Annotated in this window: 29 protein-coding genes; 21 read left to right on the forward strand and 8 right to left on the reverse strand. The window is 41.0% G+C overall.

Translation table 11 applies throughout. The annotated features are described in order from the left end of the window. Positions 1-44 precede the first annotated feature (44 nt). A complete protein-coding gene (locus ANME2D_RS07625; protein ID WP_052368658.1) occupies positions 45-2,603 on the forward strand; it encodes an oligosaccharyl transferase, archaeosortase A system-associated in 2,559 nt (852 codons plus the stop codon). On the opposite strand, the gene ANME2D_RS07630 is transcribed toward ANME2D_RS07625, so the two are convergent. The 6 genes from ANME2D_RS07630 to radC all read right to left on the reverse strand — a co-directional run bounded on the left by ANME2D_RS07630 (position 2,604) and on the right by radC (position 7,281). Further along, the gene (locus ANME2D_RS07630; protein WP_048090242.1) at positions 2,604-2,822 is read right to left on the reverse strand and encodes a hypothetical protein; all 219 of its coding nucleotides are present in this window, start codon (positions 2,820-2,822) and stop codon (positions 2,604-2,606) included. 471 nt (positions 2,823-3,293) lie between these two features. Beyond that, positions 3,294-4,661 (reverse strand): ATP-binding protein, encoded by a 1,368-nt coding sequence (locus ANME2D_RS07635; RefSeq protein ID WP_048090244.1) that lies wholly within the window; start codon positions 4,659-4,661, stop codon positions 3,294-3,296. A 78-nt stretch (positions 4,662-4,739) separates the two neighbouring features. Continuing rightward, the gene (mobB, locus tag ANME2D_RS07640) at positions 4,740-5,195 is read right to left on the reverse strand and encodes a molybdopterin-guanine dinucleotide biosynthesis protein B (RefSeq protein WP_157834011.1); all 456 of its coding nucleotides are present in this window, start codon (positions 5,193-5,195) and stop codon (positions 4,740-4,742) included. A 20-nt stretch (positions 5,196-5,215) separates the two neighbouring features. Continuing rightward, positions 5,216-5,962 carry a formate dehydrogenase accessory sulfurtransferase FdhD gene (fdhD, locus tag ANME2D_RS07645; protein WP_052368660.1) on the reverse strand — a complete coding sequence of 249 codons (747 nt, stop codon included), beginning with the start codon at positions 5,960-5,962 and terminating at the stop codon, positions 5,216-5,218. A gap of 7 nt (positions 5,963-5,969) precedes the next feature. After that, positions 5,970-6,593: a molybdenum cofactor guanylyltransferase gene (mobA, locus tag ANME2D_RS07650; protein ID WP_048090248.1), complete on the reverse strand. Its 624-nt coding sequence runs from the start codon at positions 6,591-6,593 to the stop codon at positions 5,970-5,972. Between the two features lies 1 nt (position 6,594). Beyond that, positions 6,595-7,281, reverse strand: a complete 687-nt coding sequence (gene radC / locus ANME2D_RS07655; RefSeq protein WP_048090249.1) for a RadC family protein — start codon at positions 7,279-7,281, stop codon at positions 6,595-6,597. 82 nt (positions 7,282-7,363) lie between these two features. Here radC and ANME2D_RS07660 point away from each other — a divergent pair, with 82 nt between their 5' ends. The 20 genes from ANME2D_RS07660 to ANME2D_RS07725 all read left to right on the forward strand — a co-directional run bounded on the left by ANME2D_RS07660 (position 7,364) and on the right by ANME2D_RS07725 (position 18,486). Continuing rightward, complete coding sequence (locus ANME2D_RS07660; RefSeq protein ID WP_048090577.1) at positions 7,364-8,617, forward strand: lipopolysaccharide biosynthesis protein; 1,254 nt, start codon at positions 7,364-7,366, stop codon at positions 8,615-8,617. A 424-nt stretch (positions 8,618-9,041) separates the two neighbouring features. Then, positions 9,042-9,293 carry a hypothetical protein gene (locus ANME2D_RS07665; RefSeq protein WP_048090251.1) on the forward strand — a complete coding sequence of 84 codons (252 nt, stop codon included), beginning with the start codon at positions 9,042-9,044 and terminating at the stop codon, positions 9,291-9,293. Further along, the gene (locus ANME2D_RS07670) at positions 9,286-9,657 is read left to right on the forward strand and encodes an aspartyl protease family protein (protein WP_048090253.1); all 372 of its coding nucleotides are present in this window, start codon (positions 9,286-9,288) and stop codon (positions 9,655-9,657) included. Before ANME2D_RS07665 ends, ANME2D_RS07670 begins: the two co-directional genes overlap by 8 nt. A gap of 72 nt (positions 9,658-9,729) precedes the next feature. After that, positions 9,730-10,026: a hypothetical protein gene (locus ANME2D_RS07675; RefSeq protein WP_048090254.1), complete on the forward strand. Its 297-nt coding sequence runs from the start codon at positions 9,730-9,732 to the stop codon at positions 10,024-10,026. Between the two features lie 67 nt (positions 10,027-10,093). After that, positions 10,094-10,348: a UPF0175 family protein gene (locus ANME2D_RS07680; RefSeq protein WP_048090580.1), complete on the forward strand. Its 255-nt coding sequence runs from the start codon at positions 10,094-10,096 to the stop codon at positions 10,346-10,348. Further along, positions 10,329-10,820, forward strand: a complete 492-nt coding sequence (locus ANME2D_RS07685; RefSeq protein ID WP_048090256.1) for a DUF3368 domain-containing protein — start codon at positions 10,329-10,331, stop codon at positions 10,818-10,820. The genes ANME2D_RS07680 and ANME2D_RS07685 overlap by 20 nt, the downstream gene beginning before the upstream one ends. Positions 10,821-10,901: 81 nt before the next feature. Continuing rightward, on the forward strand, positions 10,902-11,114 hold the full coding sequence (locus tag ANME2D_RS07690) for a hypothetical protein (protein ID WP_048090257.1): 213 nt from the start codon (positions 10,902-10,904) through the stop codon (positions 11,112-11,114). A 167-nt stretch (positions 11,115-11,281) separates the two neighbouring features. Next, a complete protein-coding gene (locus ANME2D_RS17345) occupies positions 11,282-11,473 on the forward strand; it encodes a type II toxin-antitoxin system HicA family toxin (protein ID WP_081810187.1) in 192 nt (63 codons plus the stop codon). Positions 11,474-11,477: 4 nt separating this feature from the next. Next, positions 11,478-11,705 (forward strand): type II toxin-antitoxin system HicB family antitoxin, encoded by a 228-nt coding sequence (locus ANME2D_RS07695; RefSeq protein ID WP_048090258.1) that lies wholly within the window; start codon positions 11,478-11,480, stop codon positions 11,703-11,705. Between the two features lie 334 nt (positions 11,706-12,039). After that, entirely contained in the window at positions 12,040-12,219 is a 180-nt protein-coding gene (locus ANME2D_RS17935) for a hypothetical protein (RefSeq protein WP_157834012.1), read from the forward strand. 114 nt (positions 12,220-12,333) lie between these two features. Next, a complete protein-coding gene (locus ANME2D_RS17940; RefSeq protein WP_157834013.1) occupies positions 12,334-12,495 on the forward strand; it encodes a hypothetical protein in 162 nt (53 codons plus the stop codon). A 7-nt stretch (positions 12,496-12,502) separates the two neighbouring features. After that, positions 12,503-12,940 (forward strand): type II toxin-antitoxin system VapC family toxin, encoded by a 438-nt coding sequence (locus ANME2D_RS07700; RefSeq protein WP_048090260.1) that lies wholly within the window; start codon positions 12,503-12,505, stop codon positions 12,938-12,940. A gap of 343 nt (positions 12,941-13,283) precedes the next feature. Next, a complete protein-coding gene (locus ANME2D_RS17945; protein ID WP_157834014.1) occupies positions 13,284-13,460 on the forward strand; it encodes an NAD-dependent epimerase/dehydratase family protein in 177 nt (58 codons plus the stop codon). Then, on the forward strand, positions 13,450-13,878 hold the full coding sequence (locus tag ANME2D_RS07705) for a DegT/DnrJ/EryC1/StrS family aminotransferase (protein ID WP_052368662.1): 429 nt from the start codon (positions 13,450-13,452) through the stop codon (positions 13,876-13,878). Before ANME2D_RS17945 ends, ANME2D_RS07705 begins: the two co-directional genes overlap by 11 nt. Further along, a complete protein-coding gene (locus ANME2D_RS07710; protein ID WP_048090262.1) occupies positions 13,875-14,810 on the forward strand; it encodes a UDP-N-acetylglucosamine 3-dehydrogenase in 936 nt (311 codons plus the stop codon). Before ANME2D_RS07705 ends, ANME2D_RS07710 begins: the two co-directional genes overlap by 4 nt. A 12-nt stretch (positions 14,811-14,822) precedes the next feature. After that, a complete protein-coding gene (locus ANME2D_RS07715) occupies positions 14,823-16,238 on the forward strand; it encodes a nucleotide sugar dehydrogenase (protein WP_048090582.1) in 1,416 nt (471 codons plus the stop codon). Positions 16,239-16,298: 60 nt separating this feature from the next. After that, entirely contained in the window at positions 16,299-16,538 is a 240-nt protein-coding gene (locus ANME2D_RS19010) for a BrnT family toxin (protein WP_394295698.1), read from the forward strand. Continuing rightward, positions 16,535-16,792 carry a CopG family antitoxin gene (locus ANME2D_RS07720; protein WP_048090264.1) on the forward strand — a complete coding sequence of 86 codons (258 nt, stop codon included), beginning with the start codon at positions 16,535-16,537 and terminating at the stop codon, positions 16,790-16,792. Before ANME2D_RS19010 ends, ANME2D_RS07720 begins: the two co-directional genes overlap by 4 nt. A 344-nt stretch (positions 16,793-17,136) precedes the next feature. Further along, a complete protein-coding gene (locus ANME2D_RS18940) occupies positions 17,137-17,235 on the forward strand; it encodes an NAD-dependent epimerase/dehydratase family protein (RefSeq protein ID WP_338140328.1) in 99 nt (32 codons plus the stop codon). A 132-nt stretch (positions 17,236-17,367) separates the two neighbouring features. Further along, a complete protein-coding gene (locus ANME2D_RS07725; protein ID WP_241763331.1) occupies positions 17,368-18,486 on the forward strand; it encodes an MATE family efflux transporter in 1,119 nt (372 codons plus the stop codon). Positions 18,487-18,539: 53 nt separating this feature from the next. Here ANME2D_RS07725 and ANME2D_RS07730 read toward each other — a convergent pair whose 3' ends face one another. Then, complete coding sequence (locus tag ANME2D_RS07730; protein ID WP_048090268.1) at positions 18,540-20,342, reverse strand: hypothetical protein; 1,803 nt, start codon at positions 20,340-20,342, stop codon at positions 18,540-18,542. A 7-nt stretch (positions 20,343-20,349) separates the two neighbouring features. Continuing rightward, positions 20,350-21,354: a glycosyltransferase family 4 protein gene (locus ANME2D_RS07735; protein WP_052368665.1), complete on the reverse strand. Its 1,005-nt coding sequence runs from the start codon at positions 21,352-21,354 to the stop codon at positions 20,350-20,352. Positions 21,355-21,455 lie beyond the last annotated feature (101 nt).

A 21,455-nucleotide genomic window follows, 5' to 3' on the forward strand; every position in this document is an offset into this window, starting at 1 on the left:
TATAATCTTTAAATTCTACTTATAAAACTGTTCCGAGGTGTACATTGGCTAAAGCAAAATCTGAAAAACAATACAGGGAAAAACCTGGAAAAAAGACAAACAATACTACAGGGAAAGAAACAGGAACATTTTTTAATGTCAGGTACCTTTCTTACATATCAGTTATTGCAATCTTCCTGTTCTCATTCTATATAAGAGGGATCACACCCATAGAAAGCGTTTTCAGAGGTGGGATTGTAGGGTTTGCGGCTGATGATGCTGTGTTCCATATGAGGCTGGTTGAGAACACCATCTACTTTTTCCCCCATCGGATATTCTTCGATGCATATACCCTTTATCCATATGGAAATTCATTGCACCTTGCTCCTTTGTTCTCGCAGACGATCGCTTTTTTTGCCCTGATTGCAGGTTTTGTTACAAATAGCTGGAATCCCGCCATTGCCGGTATGCCTTCTCAATCCGCTATTGATACAGTAGGAGCGTTCTTTCCTGCGATTATGGGGGCTCTGATAGTATTCCCGGTCTACGTTATTGGCAGGGAATTGATAGATGAGAAAGCGGGATTGATTGGAGCTTTTTTAATTGCAATACTGCCGGGTCAGTTCCTCTCAAGGTCAGTACTTGGATTCACAGATCATCACGTAGCAGAAATATTCTTTTTAACGCTTACGATGATGTTTTTCATCATCGCCATTAAAAAAGCGGAAAATATCACACTTGACCACTGGCTGAATAAAGACTGGAATGCATTGAAGACACCCTTAATTTACTCTCTTTTTGCAGGCATTTCTTTCGGAGCGTATCTTCTCAACTGGGTTTATGGTGTTTTCTTTGCGGCTGTATTTGGTATTTTTGTTATCATCCAGTATATTATAGATCATTTCAGGGGGAACTCCACAGAATACCTGGGCGTAGTAGGTACAATCGCATATATTGTTGCCATGATAATGGTCATTCCTTATATTGATCTTAGCAATGGCTTTAGCTCATCAAGATACTCCCTCCTTCATTTAAGCGTAACAGGCGGTGGCGCCGCTGTGCTTGCTTTACTGAGTCTTGCTTCCAGGGAAATGAACAAACGTGGATATAAGGGAACTCATTATTTATTGTTTGTATCAGGCACGATATTGACCGGTCTGATAGCCCTGAAAATCCTGTTGCCTGGATTTTACGTTGCAACCGTAGGACAAATAGGTGTCATATTTAAAGGATATAGCGGCGGCAGTTTAACTATCGCAGAAGCATCTCCGATCACTCCTGAGATGATAATGGGCAATTTCGGATATAATTATTATCTTGCTTACCTTGCAATCGGGATACTTTTCTATTATATTATCAAAAAATCAAATGCAGAATATACACTGCTGGCAGTCTGGAGCGTTTTTGTTCTGGCAATGATGCTGGCTCAGAACAGATTTGCATACTACTATGCGGTGAACGTGGCAATACTTTTAGGATTCATGGGCTCCAGAATTCTGGATTTTAGTGGCTGGAATAGTTTTGATTCGAATGATATAATTGAACGTGTGAAAAAAACCAGGATACAGCATGCCCTCTCTTTAATTATTGTGGTCGCAGTAATAGGCTTCATGCCGCCGGGTGCTTCTCCGTATAAGATCACCACAGAAACTGCACAGTGGGGGGCTGTCTCACCAGGGTATTACGAATGGTATGACGCTCTTAACTGGATGAGATATAATACCCCTGATCCGGGTTTAGACTACTATGCTATCTACGAGAAACCAAAGAACAGCACATACACCTATCCTGAAACTGCGTATGGCGTTATGAGCTGGTGGGACTACGGGCATGTTATTACCTATTACGGCCGCAGAATCCCGAATGCGAATCCGTTCCAGGCAGGCATTGGGGGCGGGCCGGATCATGCACCCGGGGCCTCTACTTTCCTGATCGCACCTACTGAAGAAAAAGCAAACGAAATCCTTGATAAGCTGGGTACCAATGGAAAACCTGGTGCAAGATACGTTGCCAGCAATGCTTATATGGCTTATGCAATCCTTACCGTTTTTGCAGAATGGGATCTCTCCAATCAGGACTATTATATACCTGTTCAAACATCCCAGGGAACGATAGGCGCTCCCTCGATGAAGTATTTTAACACAATGGAGGCAAAACTCCATATATTTGATACGAATGGCCTGAGCCACTACCGCCTGGTGCATGAATCCGCGCCCAACCCATATACCCTTGGCGGCAATGCTGAAAGGTGGTATAAGAATGTTTATAATGTTTTATACGACGGCAACTTGCCTGTCGAGGACTCAGGATATGCTAAGATATTTGAATATGTAAAAGGAGCCAGAATCACAGGAACAGCACCGTCAAATACTACAGTCACACTGACCAATACGATCGAAACAAATATAAGAAGAACTATTCAATACTCACAGACAACTTCCTCTAATGGTACGTATTCCTTTACAGTTCCCTATTCCACACTAGGTCCGATTCCGGGAGAGACGCAGTTCGATACAAAACCAGCAGGACCTTATACAGTGACAGCAGGTGATATCTCAAAGCAGATCGACGTAAGTGAAAAAGATGTTCTTGAAGGACGTACTGTAACCCTTGATCTGGTGTGATTACTCAAGCAAACTTTTCCCTTTAGTGAAGCCCAACAGCGATGCTGAAATTATAACTAAAACTATTATTAATACAGATACATATATACTCGCCACTCTCTCTATATTTTTCAAAATCAGGATATAGAGAAGATCTGCTATCCAGATGCCTATAATAAGTCCCATAAATCCAAAGGTAATGGCATATACCGATCTTTTGAGTAATTCTGAAATTTCCATAATTTGTTGTGATTAAGGCACTTTAATATATTAAATATATCGAAGGTGGTTACCAACAGGGATATATTCTCGTTAGTAATAGAAAGCAAAAGTTGGAACACAAATAACTTGCTACAAATATATAGCCGGTGCGGCCTGAGTGCTTGCATAGTCAATGCCTCCAGCAACTTTCGGGTATGCGCACCTGATATCCTCTATCGTTCTGTCCGAGGATGTGCGCTCATCTCCGACATCCTTAAATCTTATTGTAGCAATTTTAACTTAATATGACATTGAGATCTAAATCCAAGAAAATTAATTTGCCTATTATTGTGGAAAAAGATGAGGATGGATTCTATGTTGTGTAGTGTCCACTTTTAAAAGGTTGCTACACTCAGGAAAAATCACTTGACGATGCACTTAAAAACATACGAGAAGTAATTGAGATGGATCTGGCGCAAATCAAGGCAAAAGTTGGCATATCCTGATATTTTATACTATGAGTAAGAAAAGCCATATCGGGATAAATAATATGCTGAATCCTCTGAACTCTTCTCTCTTAAATATGTCTTTTGTCACGACTATTCCCAGGTTCAGATCTTTTATTTCCATGAATTCTATAAGTCCTTTCATGTCTGCATTTGTGGATTGCTCCTTATACTTCACTTCAACGGGAATAACCTTCAGCGAGTCATCATATACAAAATCAACCTCGTATTTATTTTTCCAATAATAGGGCTCAAAGAACGGTTTTGATTCGTGACCTTTTTTAATCAGGTGCCACGCAACTATATTTTCAGCAGCTTTGCCATCATCCCGATCCAGGGTAAGTGCCCTTCTTAGCCCTTCCTCCCAGAAGTAGAGCTTCTTTGCCAGCTTCTCGGCTGCTTTTTTAGATGGTGCATAAACCTCAGCTACGAACACCATCATAGAGCTTTGCAGGTAGTAAAGGTAGAGTTTCAAAGTTTCCCGATCAACATCGAGCCGTTCTGACAACCCTTTGTATGTGAACCTGTTGGTGGAAATAGCAGCGATATCCCGCACCATTTTTTCAAGAAGTAAAGGATCTTTTACCTTGAACACGCTTACGATGTCTTTGAACAGGATGAGAGCAAAATAATCTTCAACAATAGTTCTATGCCACTGCGTCAGATCTCTGACTTTGAACCATTCAGGATATCCACCGGTATCGAAATATTGACCCAGGAAATGCAGTATGATCTGTTTATGTGCGATAACGCTGTAGTATGCTTTTTCTATATCTTCAAAACTATCCATGCCGGGTTTTTGTGGTGACATCTCAGCCAGGGTGATGTTATTGAATTCCAGGAACTCTCGGAATGTCAGAGGAAAGACATCTATAAATCTAATCCTTCCTGCCAGGCTTTCAGAAGAATCCAGATATAGGAGAGTTTTAGATGACCCTGAAATAATGAATCTGCATGTTGCATGGGCATCTATGTAATATTTTAACTGTGACCGCCACTCTTTCAGGACATGTATTTCATCCAGTAAAAGGTAAACTTTTTCTCTGGATGGGTCTATACCTGTAAGTACATGGTACGTGTTCAGAATATCGTGAATGCTATCAATTCTACCTATAAGGTCATCTATTCTTACGTAGACGATTCTCTCAGGTTGCATTGTTTTAAGAAGATGTTCTATGTACTGGTAAAGTATAGTCGTTTTTCCGCTTCGTCTTATCCCAGAGAGGCATATTATTCTTTCAAGTTTATCTGATTCCTGTATTTTGTCGAGATAACCTGATCTCGGAATTCCTTTGTCCGATGGCTTTACATTTTTTGTTTGCCACCAGTAGTTTCTTTCTTTGAGGTAGCTTATTAAGAACTCTTTATCCATATGCAAGTATAACCCGCATAATTCTAATAAATGTTGCGGTCTGTGTTTGCAGTTTTATATAGTGGTTTTGTATATTTTTTAATTTGACAAGCAAAAATCTTGCAAAATCCTGTTCGCAATACCATCAATATCATCAAGCTCTATCCCTGCTCTCCCCACCACTGCCACAACACAGCATCCTCTTTTGAAAATATCTATATCCTCATCACTGTCCGCTATTATTATGCGGGGCTTACCAGACAGGGCGAAGCCATCGGCAAGCACGAGATCATTATCTGCAAAGTATTTATCACAGAGATCACCAAGCTCCATCTCACCTTCAACATTCTTAATTACCGCAAGTTTAACAGATGAAGATATCGCTACTGTATCTGCTCCAGCCTTTGCATATTTCCAGGTATCCTTGCCCTGTATATCAATCTCAAAATCACCGTGTTTGTGGTGTTTCAAAGCACCCACCCGAAGACCGCGGGCTTTAAGCTCTTTTATCAGTGCCTCCATCAATCTCGATCTATCGAGTTTGCTCTTTCCCATAATGCAGATCACAGGAGGCATCACAGACCAAGCCTCCATGGATGTGTGAAGACCGATATTTTATTATGCAAGACAAAACATACAAGACAGACACCGGTCCGTTCGGCAGCCTCCACACCTGTATTCAGGGGTGCTGTCTTTGTCGCAACTAACGGAATTCCTGCCCGTGCTGCTTTTAGTACCATGCCTGCAGACTGCCGCCCTGTTGAAGAAAGGAAATGCCTGCCAGGATCAATGCCCTCAAGATATGCACAGCCCACCACTTTATCAAAAGCGTTATGCCGTCCCACATCTATAGCCTTTACTATGCATTCACCATCTGTATTCACAAGGCATGCAGCATGGGTTCCGTGTGTCTTTTTGTATATCTCTGACTCTAAAAATGTGAAGCTTCTTTTAATTGCATCTGGCCTGAATACAGTATCTGATCTGACTGATATCGCTTCGTTCTCGTCCCACCGCACACCGATACATCCGGATGACCGCAGCTCTCGCCAGAGCTCAAGATGCTCTGTAGGCTCTATCTCTACATATACTGTCCTCTCCTCTATGTGCAGCTCCCTGATCTCGTGAGGATTTTTCACAATCCCTTCGCAGATGAGATAGCCAAGAGCAAGCTCTTCTATCATCTCAGGAGTAGCCAGGATTGAAGCAGTAAGGATTCTATTTACAAACAGTTCGATGGTATCCTCAACTGCTACCTGGTATGTTATCTCGTGCGATACATCATCGGTTAATTGATTTGCCTGATAGTTCTTTATGTACATATTAAAATTATTTGGATAATCTTTCGATATCCTTGTATGTTTCAATATCCTTGTATGTATTGATATTCATGAATGTTCTTAAATCAGGATCGATGCTCTTAATCCTATCTACTGAGACATAATTGACATCCAACCTGAATACAGGAGCCAGAATTATAGTCTCCCCCTTCTCAATTGCCTCTCTTGTCTCTTTTATCATAGGCTCGCATCTGTAAACAGCATGCAGGGGCTCAAGAAAGCCATCATCCCATCGGGGAATGGCAGCATCATAATGTTCGCTCTCCCTAAAGAGCATCTTGATCACATCTTCATTTATAAAGGGCATATCGCATGCTGCAACAAAACAGTATTCATCCTCACATATAAGCATGCCTGAGAGTATGCCAGCAAGCGGACCTGTATCTTTACAGATATCGTATGCAAATCTATACTCATGACCTGACAGAACAGAATCCAGCAGCTCGCCCTGTGCTGTATCGCGCACAGATACTATAATGTTATCCGCTGCTTTTTCCAGGCTTTCGATAACGAAGGCTATCAAGGGTTTGCCATTAATATCTACAAGTGCCTTCTCCTGGTAACCAAGGCGGCTGCCCTTCCCGCCAGCCAGGATGAGCGCAGAGGATCCCATATTAAATATGCCCTGCCTCTCTCATGCTAAAATGCCGCCCATCTCCTATTATAACATGATCAAGTACGTCGATTCCTATAATTTTTCCAGCCTCTATCAATTTCTTTGTTATCTCTATATCTTCCCTGCTCGGTGTTGGATCACCGGATGGATGGTTATGAGCCAGGATTATGTGCGCTGCTGATACTGCCAGTGCAGCCTTAAATACTTCTCTTGGATGTACGATGTTGGCGTTGAGCGATCCGATAGAAATAATCTCCTCTTTGATTATCTGGTTTTTGGTATCCAGACAGAGCTCGATAAAATTCTCTTTTTTCTGTTCCCTCATCCTGGGGTAGATTCGCCTGTAGACATCCTCAGGTGAGTTGATCTTTGGTTTTGCATCCTCATTAAAGGATTCAAGCCTTCGTGCGATCTCAAAACATGATGCAATCTGCGCTGCTTTACTCTCCTTGATCCCATGGATCTTCATTAATTGGTCAGGGCTTATCTGTGAGAGCTGCTTCAGGTTGTATTGTGATAATATCCTCTGGCATAGATTGATCACGTTCTCCTGTCTTGAGCCCGTCCTCAGGATTATGGCCAGAAGCTCAGAATCACTCAGCGCAGCCGCGCCATTCTTTATGAGTCTTTCCCTTGGCCTCTCTTCTTTTTGCATATCAAGGATTCTGATCTTGTACTCCTGCATGATTCCTCTTAATTATTTTAATAGATTAAAATCTTTGCAGGAATCAAGGTTTAAGCCTTCCACATCCATACTACACGCAAACATGCATCCAGACATAAAAAGATACATTGGCGACCCTCTTTACAGGAACTCCTTCTTTATCATGCTCACATCGATAACCGGTGCAGGCTTTGGCTTCTTCTTCTGGATGCTCGCAGCGAAACTCTATCCGAAGGAGGATGTGGGGCTTGCAACAGCACTTATCTCTTCTATGAGTCTTATCATACTGCTATCCAGATTTGGCCTGGATACTACCATAATCCGCTTTTTTCCATCGAATGACAAAAGCAGAGTTTTCAATACATCTGTACTCATAACGACTGCTTTTGCGGTTGTTTTCGGAGCAGTATTCATCCTTGGAGTGGATATACTCTCACCGCAGTTAAGCCTATTAGGATCACCTTTGAACTCAACTCTCTTCCTGATCTTTCTTGCTGCAAATTCTGTTGCCACTTTAACAAGCGTCTCGTTTGTTGCAATTCGAAGAGCAGGGTTTAATTTTCTCCAGAGCCTTGTGGTCGGCTCAAGAATACTCTTTCTTATCCCGCTTATAGCACTTGGGGCTATCGGCATCTTCGGCGCAGTTGGGATCTCGTTTGTACTTGCGTTTATTGTAGCGCTTGCTTTTCTTGCCCGGTATGGGATCAGGCCAAAGCTCACTATCGACAGGGTGTTCCTTAATGATTCCCTGCATTTCTCGGCCGGGAATTATGCTTCCGGGCTGCTCATGGCAGCTCCAAATATGATTCTGCCGATTATGGTCCTGAATGTACTGGGGGCTGAGGAGGCAGCACATTATTACATAGCTTTTGCAATCGCATCACTGCTTTTTATGATCCCCACTGCCATAAGCACATCCCTCTTCGTTGAGGGAAGCCACGGAGAAGCGCTGAAAAATACTACCATAAGATCAATTGCAGCGGTTTTTTTGCTTCTAACTCCCGCAATTGTGATCCTTTATTTTGCTGGTGGCTGGCTGCTCGGGATCGTTGGCAGGGATTATGCTGCAAGCGGGCTTGAACTTTTGAGAATTATGGTTCTTTCAAGCTTTTTTGTTGCCGTGGTTTTTGTTTATTTCTCGATAAAGAAGGTTCAGAAGGATGTTAAAGGGCTGGTTTTACTGAGCGGGCTTTTGTTCGCTTTACTTACCGGGTTGAGCTATGCTTTTATGCTCTGGTTCGAGATTACTGAAGTCGGGTATGCATGGCTGGTGGGCTATGGAATTGGGAGCAGTACAGCATTATGGGTATGGATGGTGGGGTGGGTGCGCCGGTTGCAGCGGGAGGATAGCATGTAGTGAAGAAATCATAAATACGATTGAAAAAGGTTGATTGTTGCGACGCGCCTATAGGTAAATGGGCAACCAATGGCGCAAATAACAAATCGAAGATGAACATAGATTTGATTACATCAATATCATGTTTTTACAGTTGCGGCGCTTCATAAAAGCCGATACAACTTCCAGAGCAAAACATTCACCGCAATGAGCGCAAAAGACGCAAAACATAGCAACAACAATTTTTGCGAGCTTTGCGCTCTCTGTGCTGATAGTTGGGCTGGGGGTACGTGGCTCTTTTGAAGTACGGGCTGGTGGGGCTGGGGTGTGCTGGGGGCGAATGCGATGGTGATGAAGGAGGGATGGGCTTAGGAAAAAGGAAGAATTGTTAACATAAAGATATATAGATGAAAAACAGATAAACCTAATTAACGAGAGAATTTTCATGTCAGAGCCCAGTATTATCGATGAAAAAGCGAAAGAAATTTATGAAACTCACAGGGAAGAATTGGAGAAATTGTATCAGGGGAAGATAATTGCCATAGATATTGATGAAAACAGCATTGTAGCTGTTGGAGAGTATGCCAGTGAAGTAGGTCTTGAAGCAAAGAAGAAAAGACCACATCATAGGATATTCATGCGGAGAGTAGGTAAAAACCCCTCAGTTGTCCGGCTGAAGAATCGAAAATATGTCTGAGAAGGCTATTTTCGAATATATCGATAATGACCCTCTGATTTTGATCACTCTTATTAATCCCGTTTCCAATAAAAAGGCGAGGGCTTATGCATATCTTGATACCGGCTCAGATACTGTTGTTATACCCAGGGATCTCTGGATAAAGCTTGGGTTGGAAATGCATAACCGTGCCAGCGCGAGCGCGGTGGGAGGCATCGTTACAACGTGGTATAGCTGGGTACATATGCAATTCCTTGGAGACGAACATAGAGATATTATCGCTTTTTACCAGGATGAAGGAGATGTTTTGATTGGACGGAGCGTTATCGATAAGTATTCAGTGACCTTTGATGGTCGAAATTCAAGCTTGATCATCGATAAGTAAGCAGATACAACTTTTACAATATAAAAAATACGTGTCTGCATCCTCAAGGGTTGCGCCCCTTGATGCGTGTCTATGCGTCACGGCGAGCATGACACCGATGAACGCAGATGGCTTCAGGATCAAAACTTACCTCATGTCCTTAAAGCAATACTACCCGACCCCCTCTACCGCAACTCCATCGCCATGATTCTGAACTCTGCATTCGGCGCGTTCTTCGGCCTCCTGTTCTGGATAGTGGCGGCGCGGACCATGTCCTCGAAGGATATCGGGCTTGCGACCGCGGCGATATCGGCGGCGGCGCTGATAGTGGGGCTTTCGAGGCTGGGGCTGGATGCCGGGCTTGTGAAGTATTTGCCTGAATTATTATAAGGAATGATATTTATTATAGGGAATGATATAAGTTATATTAGAATTAAATAGTAATGGTGCATATTTCATGAAATTAGTGGAGATCCCTGACGACATATTAACCTCAATAAAAATTCCTAAAATGGAATTAGAAAGAACATTAAAGATCGAACTGGCGATAGTACTCTACCAGAGAGGAGCCATCTCTCTTGGAAATGCAAGAAAATTGGCTGGCTTGAGCAAATGGGAATTTTTAGAGGAACTGGGAAGAAGAAAGATATCACGTCATTATACAAAAAAAGAGCTTGGAGAGGATTTAGCTTTTGCCAAAAGTAGTGTGTAATTCATCTCCTCTTATTCACCTTGCCAAAATCGGGAAATTGGAGCTGTTGAGGGATTTCTTTGAGAAAGTATTGATACCCGAGGCGGTTTACAAGGAATGTGTGATTGATGGCAAAGACAGGGATGATTCAAGCAATATCAAGAATGCATCATGGCTCAGGGTAGCGAAAATAAAGAATATTGAGCTTAAGAAAGCTCTCAATTCTTTTCTGGATGAAGGAGAGTCGGAAGCCATAGCACTGGCACTTCAGGAGGAGGCGGATTTGATTTTACTTGATGACTATGAAGCAAGAGAATTTGCCAGAGTATACAAGTTGAAAATCATCGGTACCATAGGGATCCTGTTAAAAGCGAAACATACAGGCAGGATAGCAAGTTTAGGTGCAGTCTTGGATGAACTGGGAGAAACTGGCTTCTGGTTAAATGAGGATTTGCGTTCTGAAATTTTAAGAGATGCAGGAGAGAACACATAGAGCATATTTTCTAACAATTCCGCGCGCCTGTAGGTAAAAAAGCAACTAATAGTGCAAATAACAAACCGCAGATGAACGCAGATGGCTCAAGCGCCGGAACACCTTCAGCAATTCCCACCAGGCGCGCCAATAGAACCCCGTGCAACATCCAGACTTTATGTACTCTCAGCGCAAGCTATGCCCTCTAAAATGCTCTGGTTCGGGATTGCTGGAGTCGGATATGCATGGCTGGTGGGCTATGGAATAGGGGGCGCTGGCGTTGGGGTGATGGTATGGAGAGAGGGGTGGGTGTAGGGCAGGATGGATTCACTGCAAAAGGCACTGGAACATACTTAAATACAGATAGACATTATATAAGATTATGAATTTAGCAAAGCATTTGAAAGAGCCGATCAGCCCAACTTCAGAGAGCAGGTGAATTTCCATTGCCTTGGCTTAGAGAGATCAAAGGAAAATAAGCAATAAAAGCTTTTGTAAAAGCTGGAGGAGTTAAAAGGAGCGGTAAAGGCGACCATGTTAATATCAAGATGCCAAATGGACAAATTATCACAATACCAGTCTCAAAAGAACTTAAAATCGGTCTGATCAAAGCAGCAATAAAAAAAGCAGGATTGACTGAAGAGGAATTCATGCGATTGTTAAAAAGGAGATGAGATAATGGAATACACTGTATTAGTTTATAAAGCCGAAGAAGGAGGTTATTGGGCAGAAGTCCCGGCCTTACCCGGCTGCTATTCTCAGGGTGAGACGGTCGAAGAAACAATAAAAAATGTAAAGGAAGCAATCGAAGCACATATACTTGCTTTAAAAGAAGAAGAGAAGGTACCAGTAGAAGAAGATTTTATCATAGCAAGAGTAAATGTGGCAGAATCTGCTGCAGTGTAAAGTTTATGCTATACCGGGCTTGCGGCTGCTGTAAAGGATGGCAACAGGCGGGGCGCATCAATATATGCATGAATTATTTAGATTATATATTTTTCCAGTGACGGCGCTTCGTAAAAAGCCGATGCAACTTCCAGAGCAAAACATTCACCGCCAAGAACGCAAAGGGCGCAAAGAAAACGATAACAACTAACTCAAAACGAACTCCAAACTAACTCGGGTTAATCTGCATCAAACATATTGATTATAGTGATATTATTTTTCAACATTTCGGCATGCCGATAGGATTCTCACGCAACCTTAAGACTTTATGTACTCCCAGTAATTATAAGCACTGATGCTCACAACCCTGAAGCAATACTACCGCGACCCCCTCTACCGCAACTCCATCACCATGATGCTCAACTCCGCGTTCGGTGCGTTCTTCGGGCTTCTGTTCTGGATAGTGACGGCGCGGACCATGTCCTCGAAGGGATCATGGGATCGCAGTGAGGTTAGGCGGCTGGAGTTAATATGAGGAGATGAGGCTGATGATTGGGTGCCGGACTTGTGAGGTTTTTGGTGACAGGGTTAAAAGCAGGCAAAACACCATAATCCTATATACATTAAAGTGGTAATTGAGTGTTAGAATATGAAGAAGGAAGAAATCGAACTTGTGGAAGCAGTTCATAAAGCCAGATTAAAGAGTACGAGATTACTTGAAGAACAGGGAATTTCAACACTGGCATTGATACTATCAAAAACTCTGGTGGATGTTGTAGAAAATCCTGAAAAAATCGATGCCTTAATATAAATTATAAATGAAACTTTATCTTGACACCACAATCCTTGCAGCTTTAACTTATTTCAAAGATAAAGATACCAGGCGATATTCCGAATGTAACAGGCTTATTAGAAAATGTAATGACAAAGAATCAACGCTTGTTATTTCTTTTTATTCAATCCACGAACTTTTTTTACTGCCTTTTGAATATGAAGATAAGAAAACGGCTCGCAAGATTGGTCTCGCATTAATAAAAGAAATTCTGAGTATAAATCGAATTGAACTTACTGAGCTTTTATCCCGTGAGAAGAGAATTATTCACCAGGATATGTTCTCAATGAGCGATAGAACGGACATTCCACATGCAATCTCGGCGTATGTTGAAAATTGTGATTGTATCGTGACATATGACAGTCATTTTGATCAGATATCGAATAAAATAAAAGTTTTTGAACCTGAATCAGTTCCAATTTGATTTCTTAACCTACATCTTCTAACAGTCCGGCGCGCCGATAGAACCCCGCGCAAAACATCCAGACTTTATGTACTCTCAGCGCGAGCTATGCCATCTAAGGATCCAGAGCGCCCGGCTCCGCCCAGGGGAAGCGCCACTCGCAAGCCGAGTCTTGCATTGGATCTCAACACGTTATTTTTCCTTTTAGCCCTGTGTTTTCCGGGATGAGCATAAAGCAGCCGGAATAGTGGTGCAAGTCGGCATGAACACCTTATTGATATGCCACATGAACCCGATAATTATCGTGATGATAATCCGCAGTTTTTAAATATTAATTAAACATAGAGGGTTTCGGAAAAACGGAATGAAAAACGAAAGGGTACTGGTAACAGGTGGTGCAGGCTTCATCGGCTCAAACCTGGCAGAGGAACTGGCAAGGAAAAATGAGGTTGTTATTCTTAAAGGTGAATATTCCTGTAGCATGTTCAGCAATGCGTATAATCTGTCCCTAGTCCCACATGGATATTTCTATGATATTTAAAAAACCTGAGGATTTAACGTTAGATAAAAATGTACAATTATACGATTTTAATAGGAGATGGGCAGAGAACGCCAGATACCTCTCCCAGGGCTTAAAGGGCATTGAGGGAATCGGGATCCCGCATGTAAGAAAGGGCTGCACGCATGTTTTTCATCAGTATACCATCAGGGTCACGGACGGGTGCAAATTCAAACGGGATATGCTTGTTAAGATCTTAGGAGAAAATGGTATCGGAACAGGCATATATTATCCGATACCGATACATAAGCAGCCCTTTTATAACAATCTCGGCTATCGGGATTCATTAAGAAATACCGAAATAGCTTCGAAGCGGGTGATATCCCTGCCAGTACACCCGACTGTCACAAGGGAAGATCTGGACCACATCATCAGGACAATTGAAGAGGCGGCTGGATGAGGGTAGGAGTTATTGGTGCGGGTGCAATGGGACAGCACCATGTACGCATCTACAATGAGATGGAGAATGTTGAACTCGTTGGTATATCCGATGTTTCAGAGAAAAGAGTGAAAGAACTATCAAGGCAATACGGCATTGAGGGCTATACTGATCATGAGGTGCTGCTCAAGCAGGACCTTGATGCTGTAAGCATAGTTGTGCCTACGACCCTGCATACATCCATCGGTCTGGATGCTATTAATTCTGGCGTGAATGTGATTGTGGAAAAACCTATTGCTGATACTCTGGAAAATGCCAAAAAACTGACTAATGCTGCTAAAGATGCGGGTGTTAAATTAATGGTAGGTCACATTGAGAGGTTCAATCCGGCAGTAACAAAACTGAAACAGATAATCGAATCCGGGATACTGGGCAAGATCGTATCTATCTCAACGCGTCGGGTTGGTCCTTATAATCCCAGGATACGCGATGTCGGCGTAATACTTGATATCGGGGTGCATGATATTGATGTGCTATCCTACCTGTACGGCATGAAGGTAAATGAGGTGTATGCCATTGCCGGCGCAGATATTCACTCACTTGAAGACCATGCAGCAATCATCCTGCGCTTTAATCACGAATATTCAGGAATAGTGGAGACGAACTGGCTTACGCCGCATAAGGTGCGAAAACTGACAGCTATCGGACTTAAGGGTGTGGCATATCTTGACTATATCGATCAGACCGTGGAACTGCATGACGGTGAATGGATAAGGACAGCAAAAGTGATAAAGGACGAACCATTGAAGAAAGAACTTCAATATTTTATTCGTATATTATCTAACGATATTGAGCCCAGCCCCTCTGGAGAAGACGGGATACATGCGCTCAAGGTAGCAACTGCAGCAGTCGAATCATATAACAAAGGAAAAGCAGTAAAGATTGAACTATAGATGGTTGTAAGTATGAGCAGTAAACTGAAAAATATACTCGATGAAAAAGGTCCTATCAGGAAGATAGGTGTTATTGGCATGGGTTATGTAGGCATTCCGGCAGCAGTGCTTTTTGCTGATTCAGATGCCTTTGAGTTCGTATGGGGATTCCAGCGCGACTCGCCGACATCTGGCTACAAGATAGATATGTTAAATAGGGGCGAAAGTCCGCTGAAAGGCGATGAGCCCGGACTGGAAGAGCTAATCAAAAAGGTGGTGGACGCAGGGAAGTTCCGATGCACTTCTGATTTTACCAGGATATCAGAAGTAGATGCCGTTACCCTTGCCATACAGACACCTTTTTTAAGCGCGAAGAGCTTGGAGCCTGATTTTGGTGCCTTGATAGAGGGATTGAGGCTTACAGGCAGGAATATTACAGAAGGAACTCTCGTTGTACTTGAATCCACCATTACCCCAGGTACCACCGGAGGACTTGCAAGGCAGATACTGGAAGAGGAATCAGGCATGAAAGCGAGTGAGGATTTTGCGCTTGCCCATGCCCCAGAGAGGGTGATGGTGGGGCGGCTGCTGCGCAACATCAGGGAGCACGACCGCATAGTTGGAGGCATAGACAGGGAAAGCACACAGAGGGCGGTTGAATTGTATTCCCTGGTGCTTACATCCGGCAGGATCATCCCCATGACCGCCACTGCTGCGGAGGTGACGAAGACAGCCGAGAACACCTTCCGCGACCTCCAGATAGCAGCGATCAACCAGCTGGCGCTGTACTGCGAGGTGATGGGCATCAACGTGTACGACGTAAGGACGGGCATAGACAGCCTGAAGGGCGAGGGCATCACCCGCGCGGTTCTGTATCCCGGCGCTGGCGTTGGAGGGCACTGTTTGACCAAGGATACGTATCACTTAGAGAGGGGAGTGAAGATATCGGGGGGGAAGCTTGATTATCCACAGGGTATGGAATCTATCTTTGTACTGGCGCGGAAAGTGAACGATTTTATGCCAGTGCATATGTATAATCTGACAGTTGAGGCACTTTCAAGGGCAGGTAAGACCCCAGCGGATTCGAAGGTCGCTTTGCTGGGCTGGGCATTTATCAGGAACTCGGATGATGCCAGGAATACACCATCTGAACTATACAGGAAACTGCTGCTTGATTCAGGATGTGCAGTCGAGGTTCACGATCCTTATGTGAAAGAGTATCCGGGTGTAAGTATATCCCATGAATTATCAGATGTGGTAAAGAATGCTGATGCAGCGGCGATACTGACAGGGCATGACGAGTATTTCAAACTGGATGCATCCGCTCTTAAAGAGTTAATGGGTAAGGAGCATCCAGTGATAGTGGACGGACGGAACGTGATCAAGCCTGACGATTTCATCGCTGAGGGCTTTGTGTACAAAGGGATTGGACGCGGTGACAAGAATTAAGAGGTGGTGATATAAATAAGGATTGATAGAATAATCTGGCTTGATGAGATTATTGAAAAAATACGCTATAAGCACAATGTTACTGTAACTGATGTTGAAGATGTTTTTAAGAATAAACCAAAGTTCCGACGTGGTCCAGCAGGAAATTATGTTAAAGAAAATATATATTATGCGCTTGGTAGCACAGATACAAACCGTCTGTTATTCGTAGTCTTCATTTTCAAGAGAACTAACGAAGCATTAATAATAAGTGCACGAGAAATGGATATTAAGGAAAAATTGATGTATTTAAAATTATGACCAAAAAAATACCAGATTTCAAATCACTGGAAGAAGCGGCTGATTACTGGGATAACCACAGTTTTGCAGAGTATATAGAAGACACAGAGCCGGTTGAAATCGAAGTTAATCTTACTAAACACAGAATAATACTGGAAATAGATAGCGATCTTTCTGAAAAGCTTAAGAAAATCGCCCAGAAGAAAAAGAAAAGCTATGATAAGCTGATCGGCTCATGGATACGTGAAAAAATAAACCAAGAAGCTTCTAATTGAAGATATGACTTGATAGAGAGCGTGTGTGTGAATATCCAAACATTGCCCATATTCTCCAACAATCTCCAGACTTTATGTACTCCCAGCGCAAGCTGTGTACTATAAAGATCCAAAGCATTGGGCCATGGAAGCGCCGCTCGCAAGCCGGGTCTTGTATTGGATCTCAATACGGTATTTTTCCTTTTAGCCCTGTGTTTTCCGGGATGGGCATAAAGCAGTCGGAATAGTGGTGCAAGTCGACATGAATACCTTATTGATATGCCACATGAAACCGATAATTATCGTGATAATAATCCGCAGTTTTTAAATATTAATTAAACATAGAGGGTTTTGGAAAAACGGAAATGAAAAACGAAAGGGTACTGGTAACAGGTGGTGCAGGCTTTACCGGCTCAAACCTGGCAGAGGAACTTGCGGGGAAAACGCTCTGGAAATCAGCATGAGGATTGCGATACCAAAAACACATGAAGAATTTAAACAATATTAAACAATATTTAAATAATCATTTATATAAAAATTCATTTTTCCTGGTTCTGAGCAGGGTCTTTAACGTTGCTGCCGGATTCATTTTCTGGATGATCGCAGCAAGGTTTTATTCAATAGAAGATGTCGGCCTGGCTACAGCTCTGATCTCTTCCCTGGGGCTGGTCATACTTTTCTCAAGGTTCGGGCTTGATTTCTCTATAATCCGCTTTCTTCCCGGCAGTGATAAAAGCAAGGTTTTCAGCACATGTTTGATCGTAACTACAGTCTCTGCTTTTATTGTGGGAATTATTTATATTTCAGGTATTAGCTTTTTCTCTCCAGGCCTGTCTTTTATTCAGGATTCAGGTTATGCTATGGTTTTTCTTGTTTTTGCGGTTATGAACTCAGTGGCTGCAACAACTGGAAATGCCTTTGTGGCCATGAGGAGAGCAGGTCATTTCTTCTTTCAGAATGTTTTACTTGCCTCAAGGATCCTGCTGTTAATCCCACTGGTATTTCTCGGAAGCTTTGGCATATTTGGCTCTATGGGCCTTGCCTACTTAATTGCAGCTTTATTTGCATTCTTAATTTTAAGCAGGTTAATAGTATTTGATCTCAGGGTGGATAAGCAGTTCATAAAAGGGTCTTTTAGATTTTCATCCGGCAATTACATGTCAAATGTTCTCCTCGCAGTTCCTACATTAGTTATGCCGATATTGATCCTGAATTTACTTGGAGAGGCTGAGGCTGCTAAATATTACATTGCTTTTGCTATCGGGAATCTTGTTCTTATAATCCCGGATGCTTTGAGCACCTCACTTTTTGTGGAGGGGAGCCACGGCGAAAGTTTGAGGAAGAACGTGATCAGGGCTGGCCTGGCTATTTACTCTTTCCTGGTTCCAGCAGTTATATTGATCTATTTCTTCGGGGATTTCTTACTTGGTCTGGTCGGGAAAGATTATGCTGAAGCTTCTGAGCTTTTGAGATTGCTGGCTCTATCAAGCTTCTTTGTTGCTGTGCATTCGCTGTTTGTTCCGGTTCAGAACGTAAGGATGAGGGTTGAGAGCATTGTGAAATTGAATCTACTGCGGTTTTTGCTTCTGCTGGGGTTGAGTTATGTTCTTATTCTGAAGTTCGGGATCGTGGGGGTAGGGTATGCGTGGATGGTTACTTATGCTGTTCTTGGGCTGGGGATTGTGGTGGTGGTGAAGAGGATGGGGTGGTTTTAAATACGCCACCTTGTTTTATATACCAGACTCTTTGGATAACTTTTTATAACCCTCTATGAAATTTTATAAACATTTGCATCTCCTGAATCATAAATTTTATAAGAAGAAAAATTTGTTTCCAATTCATTATAGTTATAATGTGGGTAAAATGGAGGAATCCCATATGGAATCATTAATGCTCTCCGCATCAAATCATTTAGTGCTACATAATTTACTTTCAAAGTTTTAAGTCCATGTATAATAATTCCATCCTTTGTTAGTGCAACGTTTGAATAAGTTGCATTCCGCTCACCATATCCAGAAATAGCCGCATAACTGTAGGCTCCGTCCGACCATATTAAAGACGTATTGTCTGTATATTTATTAATCCATAGGGCTACATCTATATGATAATGTTCTAAAAATCGTTGAGCTTCTCCATGTTCATAATCTATTTGTTCAATTGGATGTGGACTATACAACCAATCGCTAGGCAAAACAACTTCACCACTAAAAAATGGAGCTGGTATAATTAAAAGAGTTGTTAATAAAGTAAATATTAAGGTTTTTCTAAATTTACTTAATCGGCTTTCATTAATTCTATAAATAAAGTAACCTGCTACCATTATGAGCCATAAAGATGAGTATACAGCCGTTCTATAAAATGTTGTTGAAGAAACACTCGTGCCATAGTTTATTGCCCAAAATATAATAGCAAAGACGGATAAAGGTGTAACAATCGATTTAAATTTTTTATCAAATGATATGAATCGTAAACCAATTAACGAGATAATAATAAAAAAAATTACTCTAAGTAGTCCAAATATCTTAAATTCGATCGATGCAACTGAAAACGAACTTTGTGCTCTATTATTTAATATTTCGCTGGTTATTGAACCTTTAAAGAACGTTTCAAATGAGATAAAAAATGATTGCATGGTCTTTATAAATGGATTTAACATATATGCATTATATATCCAATATATAACTAAAAGGGTTATAGATAACACTACCAGCACATCAAATCTTTTTACAGAAGGGGTGCTCTCAACAATTTTATCTAACTTTGAACCAAGTGATGTACGGATTATTTCATAAATAAAAATAAAAATAAGAGATAAAACCCCGAAAAATGATACTACAGGATGAGCAAGTATAACTGTTAAAATGAGAATGATTATTAGAATATTTAATGATGATGTTATTTTATCTCGATCTGTTTTAATTAATAGGTACCCTAAAATTATTAAGAATGCAAGTGCAGCTGTAGTTCTTGTAAACTGCATCAGCCATCTACTTATAAAAGGTAATGAAACCAGAATAATGGCTCCTAACAATGCTGGTTTACTTTTTCCTGTAATTTTGTTTATTATTAAAAAGGTGAATAGTGCTAATATAATAGAAATTATTGTAGGCATCCATATCGCCACATTATATATGCTAGTAGCATTATTTTCACCTATGATAAGACCTAAACTGACCGTAAGTATATGAATTACGGGGAAAAGTTCAAAAGAATAGGATTGGACATTTTTAATAAAGCCATATCTTAGGATATATTGCACAGATGTTAAATCTATTTGAGAATCGCCGTGAAATAATCCAAATCTAATTGCAAACACGGATACAATAGATATTGTATAAAAAATTACAAGCATAGGATAAATCCGAGTTACATTATATTTAAACGATGCAAATAACAATAAATAAATTAAGATAAATATAGATACATACGAGTATGGTAGAGCAATTTCGTATCTGAGTGCAATGAATAATCCAACTAAAGCATCAATGAATAAAAAAATCACAAGCACTTCAATGCGGCTGTTTTTATTGCAATTTTGGGAATTTATTAGATTATCTTTTCTGCTATCCATGTTACTTCTAAATTGAATTTCGGTAAATTTTGATATATTCTTCTGCCATTTTTTTTAATGTAAACTTTTCTAATACTCTTTCCCTGTTATATTTACCCATTTTCTCTCGCATATTTTCGTCTCCTGCAAGCATTATTATATTATCTGCAAAATTATTAATATCATCTATTTTGCATAAAAATCCTCCTTTACCATCAACAATCAATTCAGGTAGGGAAGAACAATTTGTTGTCACAACAGGCTTTCCACAAGCCATCGCTTCCGCAACTGTTAATCCAAAACCTTCTAATCGAGAGGGAAACAAAAAAATATCACATAGATTATAAGCTTTCACCAACTCCTTTTCACTAAGTCTGCCTATTGTCCTGATATTTTTTGTTTCTTCTTTAAAATCATTTCTAAGTCCTGATGTTGCTAATAATATGAAATCATCACCCACTTTATTCATTATTTTTGGTAATAAATCCCCACCTTTTCTTTTCGATAAATTACCTGCAAAAAACAATACAGTTGTTGTTTCAGGAATTCCATAATTTTTTTTTTCTACAGCCATCGGCTTAAAAATGTCTATATTTACACCATTGTATATCATCTTAGAATCATAATATCCAAATATCTCCTCTAATTTTTGTTTTGTGTACTTGCTGATACAAGTAACTACATTCGCAACTTTTAGACTTTTTTCTTCACATTTATAAACAAATTTATAATATGCTTTTTGAGGAGTCGTGATATATTGTGAGAAAGAAGGATCATGAACAAGGTGATGCTCAGTAACAACCAAAGGTAAATCTGTTTTAAAAGCAAATCCATAGGCAATATTAGAATGAGTTATATAAGACCCATTTAATTTTTCATTTTTAAAACTCAATAGCTGAGGAAAAAAAGCATAATATTGCGGGAAATATTTTACAGAACTATCTATTCCTTGCTTTATAATTTCTTGCGATAGGTTGTTAGCCCATGTATCAACACCAGATCCGCCAGTTATTTGTTTAAATACGACTTTCACGCTATTATCTCCGATTTGTCAGGTTTTTTTAGTCAATATATAAGTAGGTATAAAATAGTATAGATTTTTATAGATAAAACATGGCATCTTCGTAAAAAGTG

Source organism: Candidatus Methanoperedens nitratireducens, from assembly GCF_000685155.1.
In the GTDB taxonomy this organism is placed as follows: domain Archaea; phylum Halobacteriota; class Methanosarcinia; order Methanosarcinales; family Methanoperedenaceae; genus Methanoperedens; species Methanoperedens nitratireducens.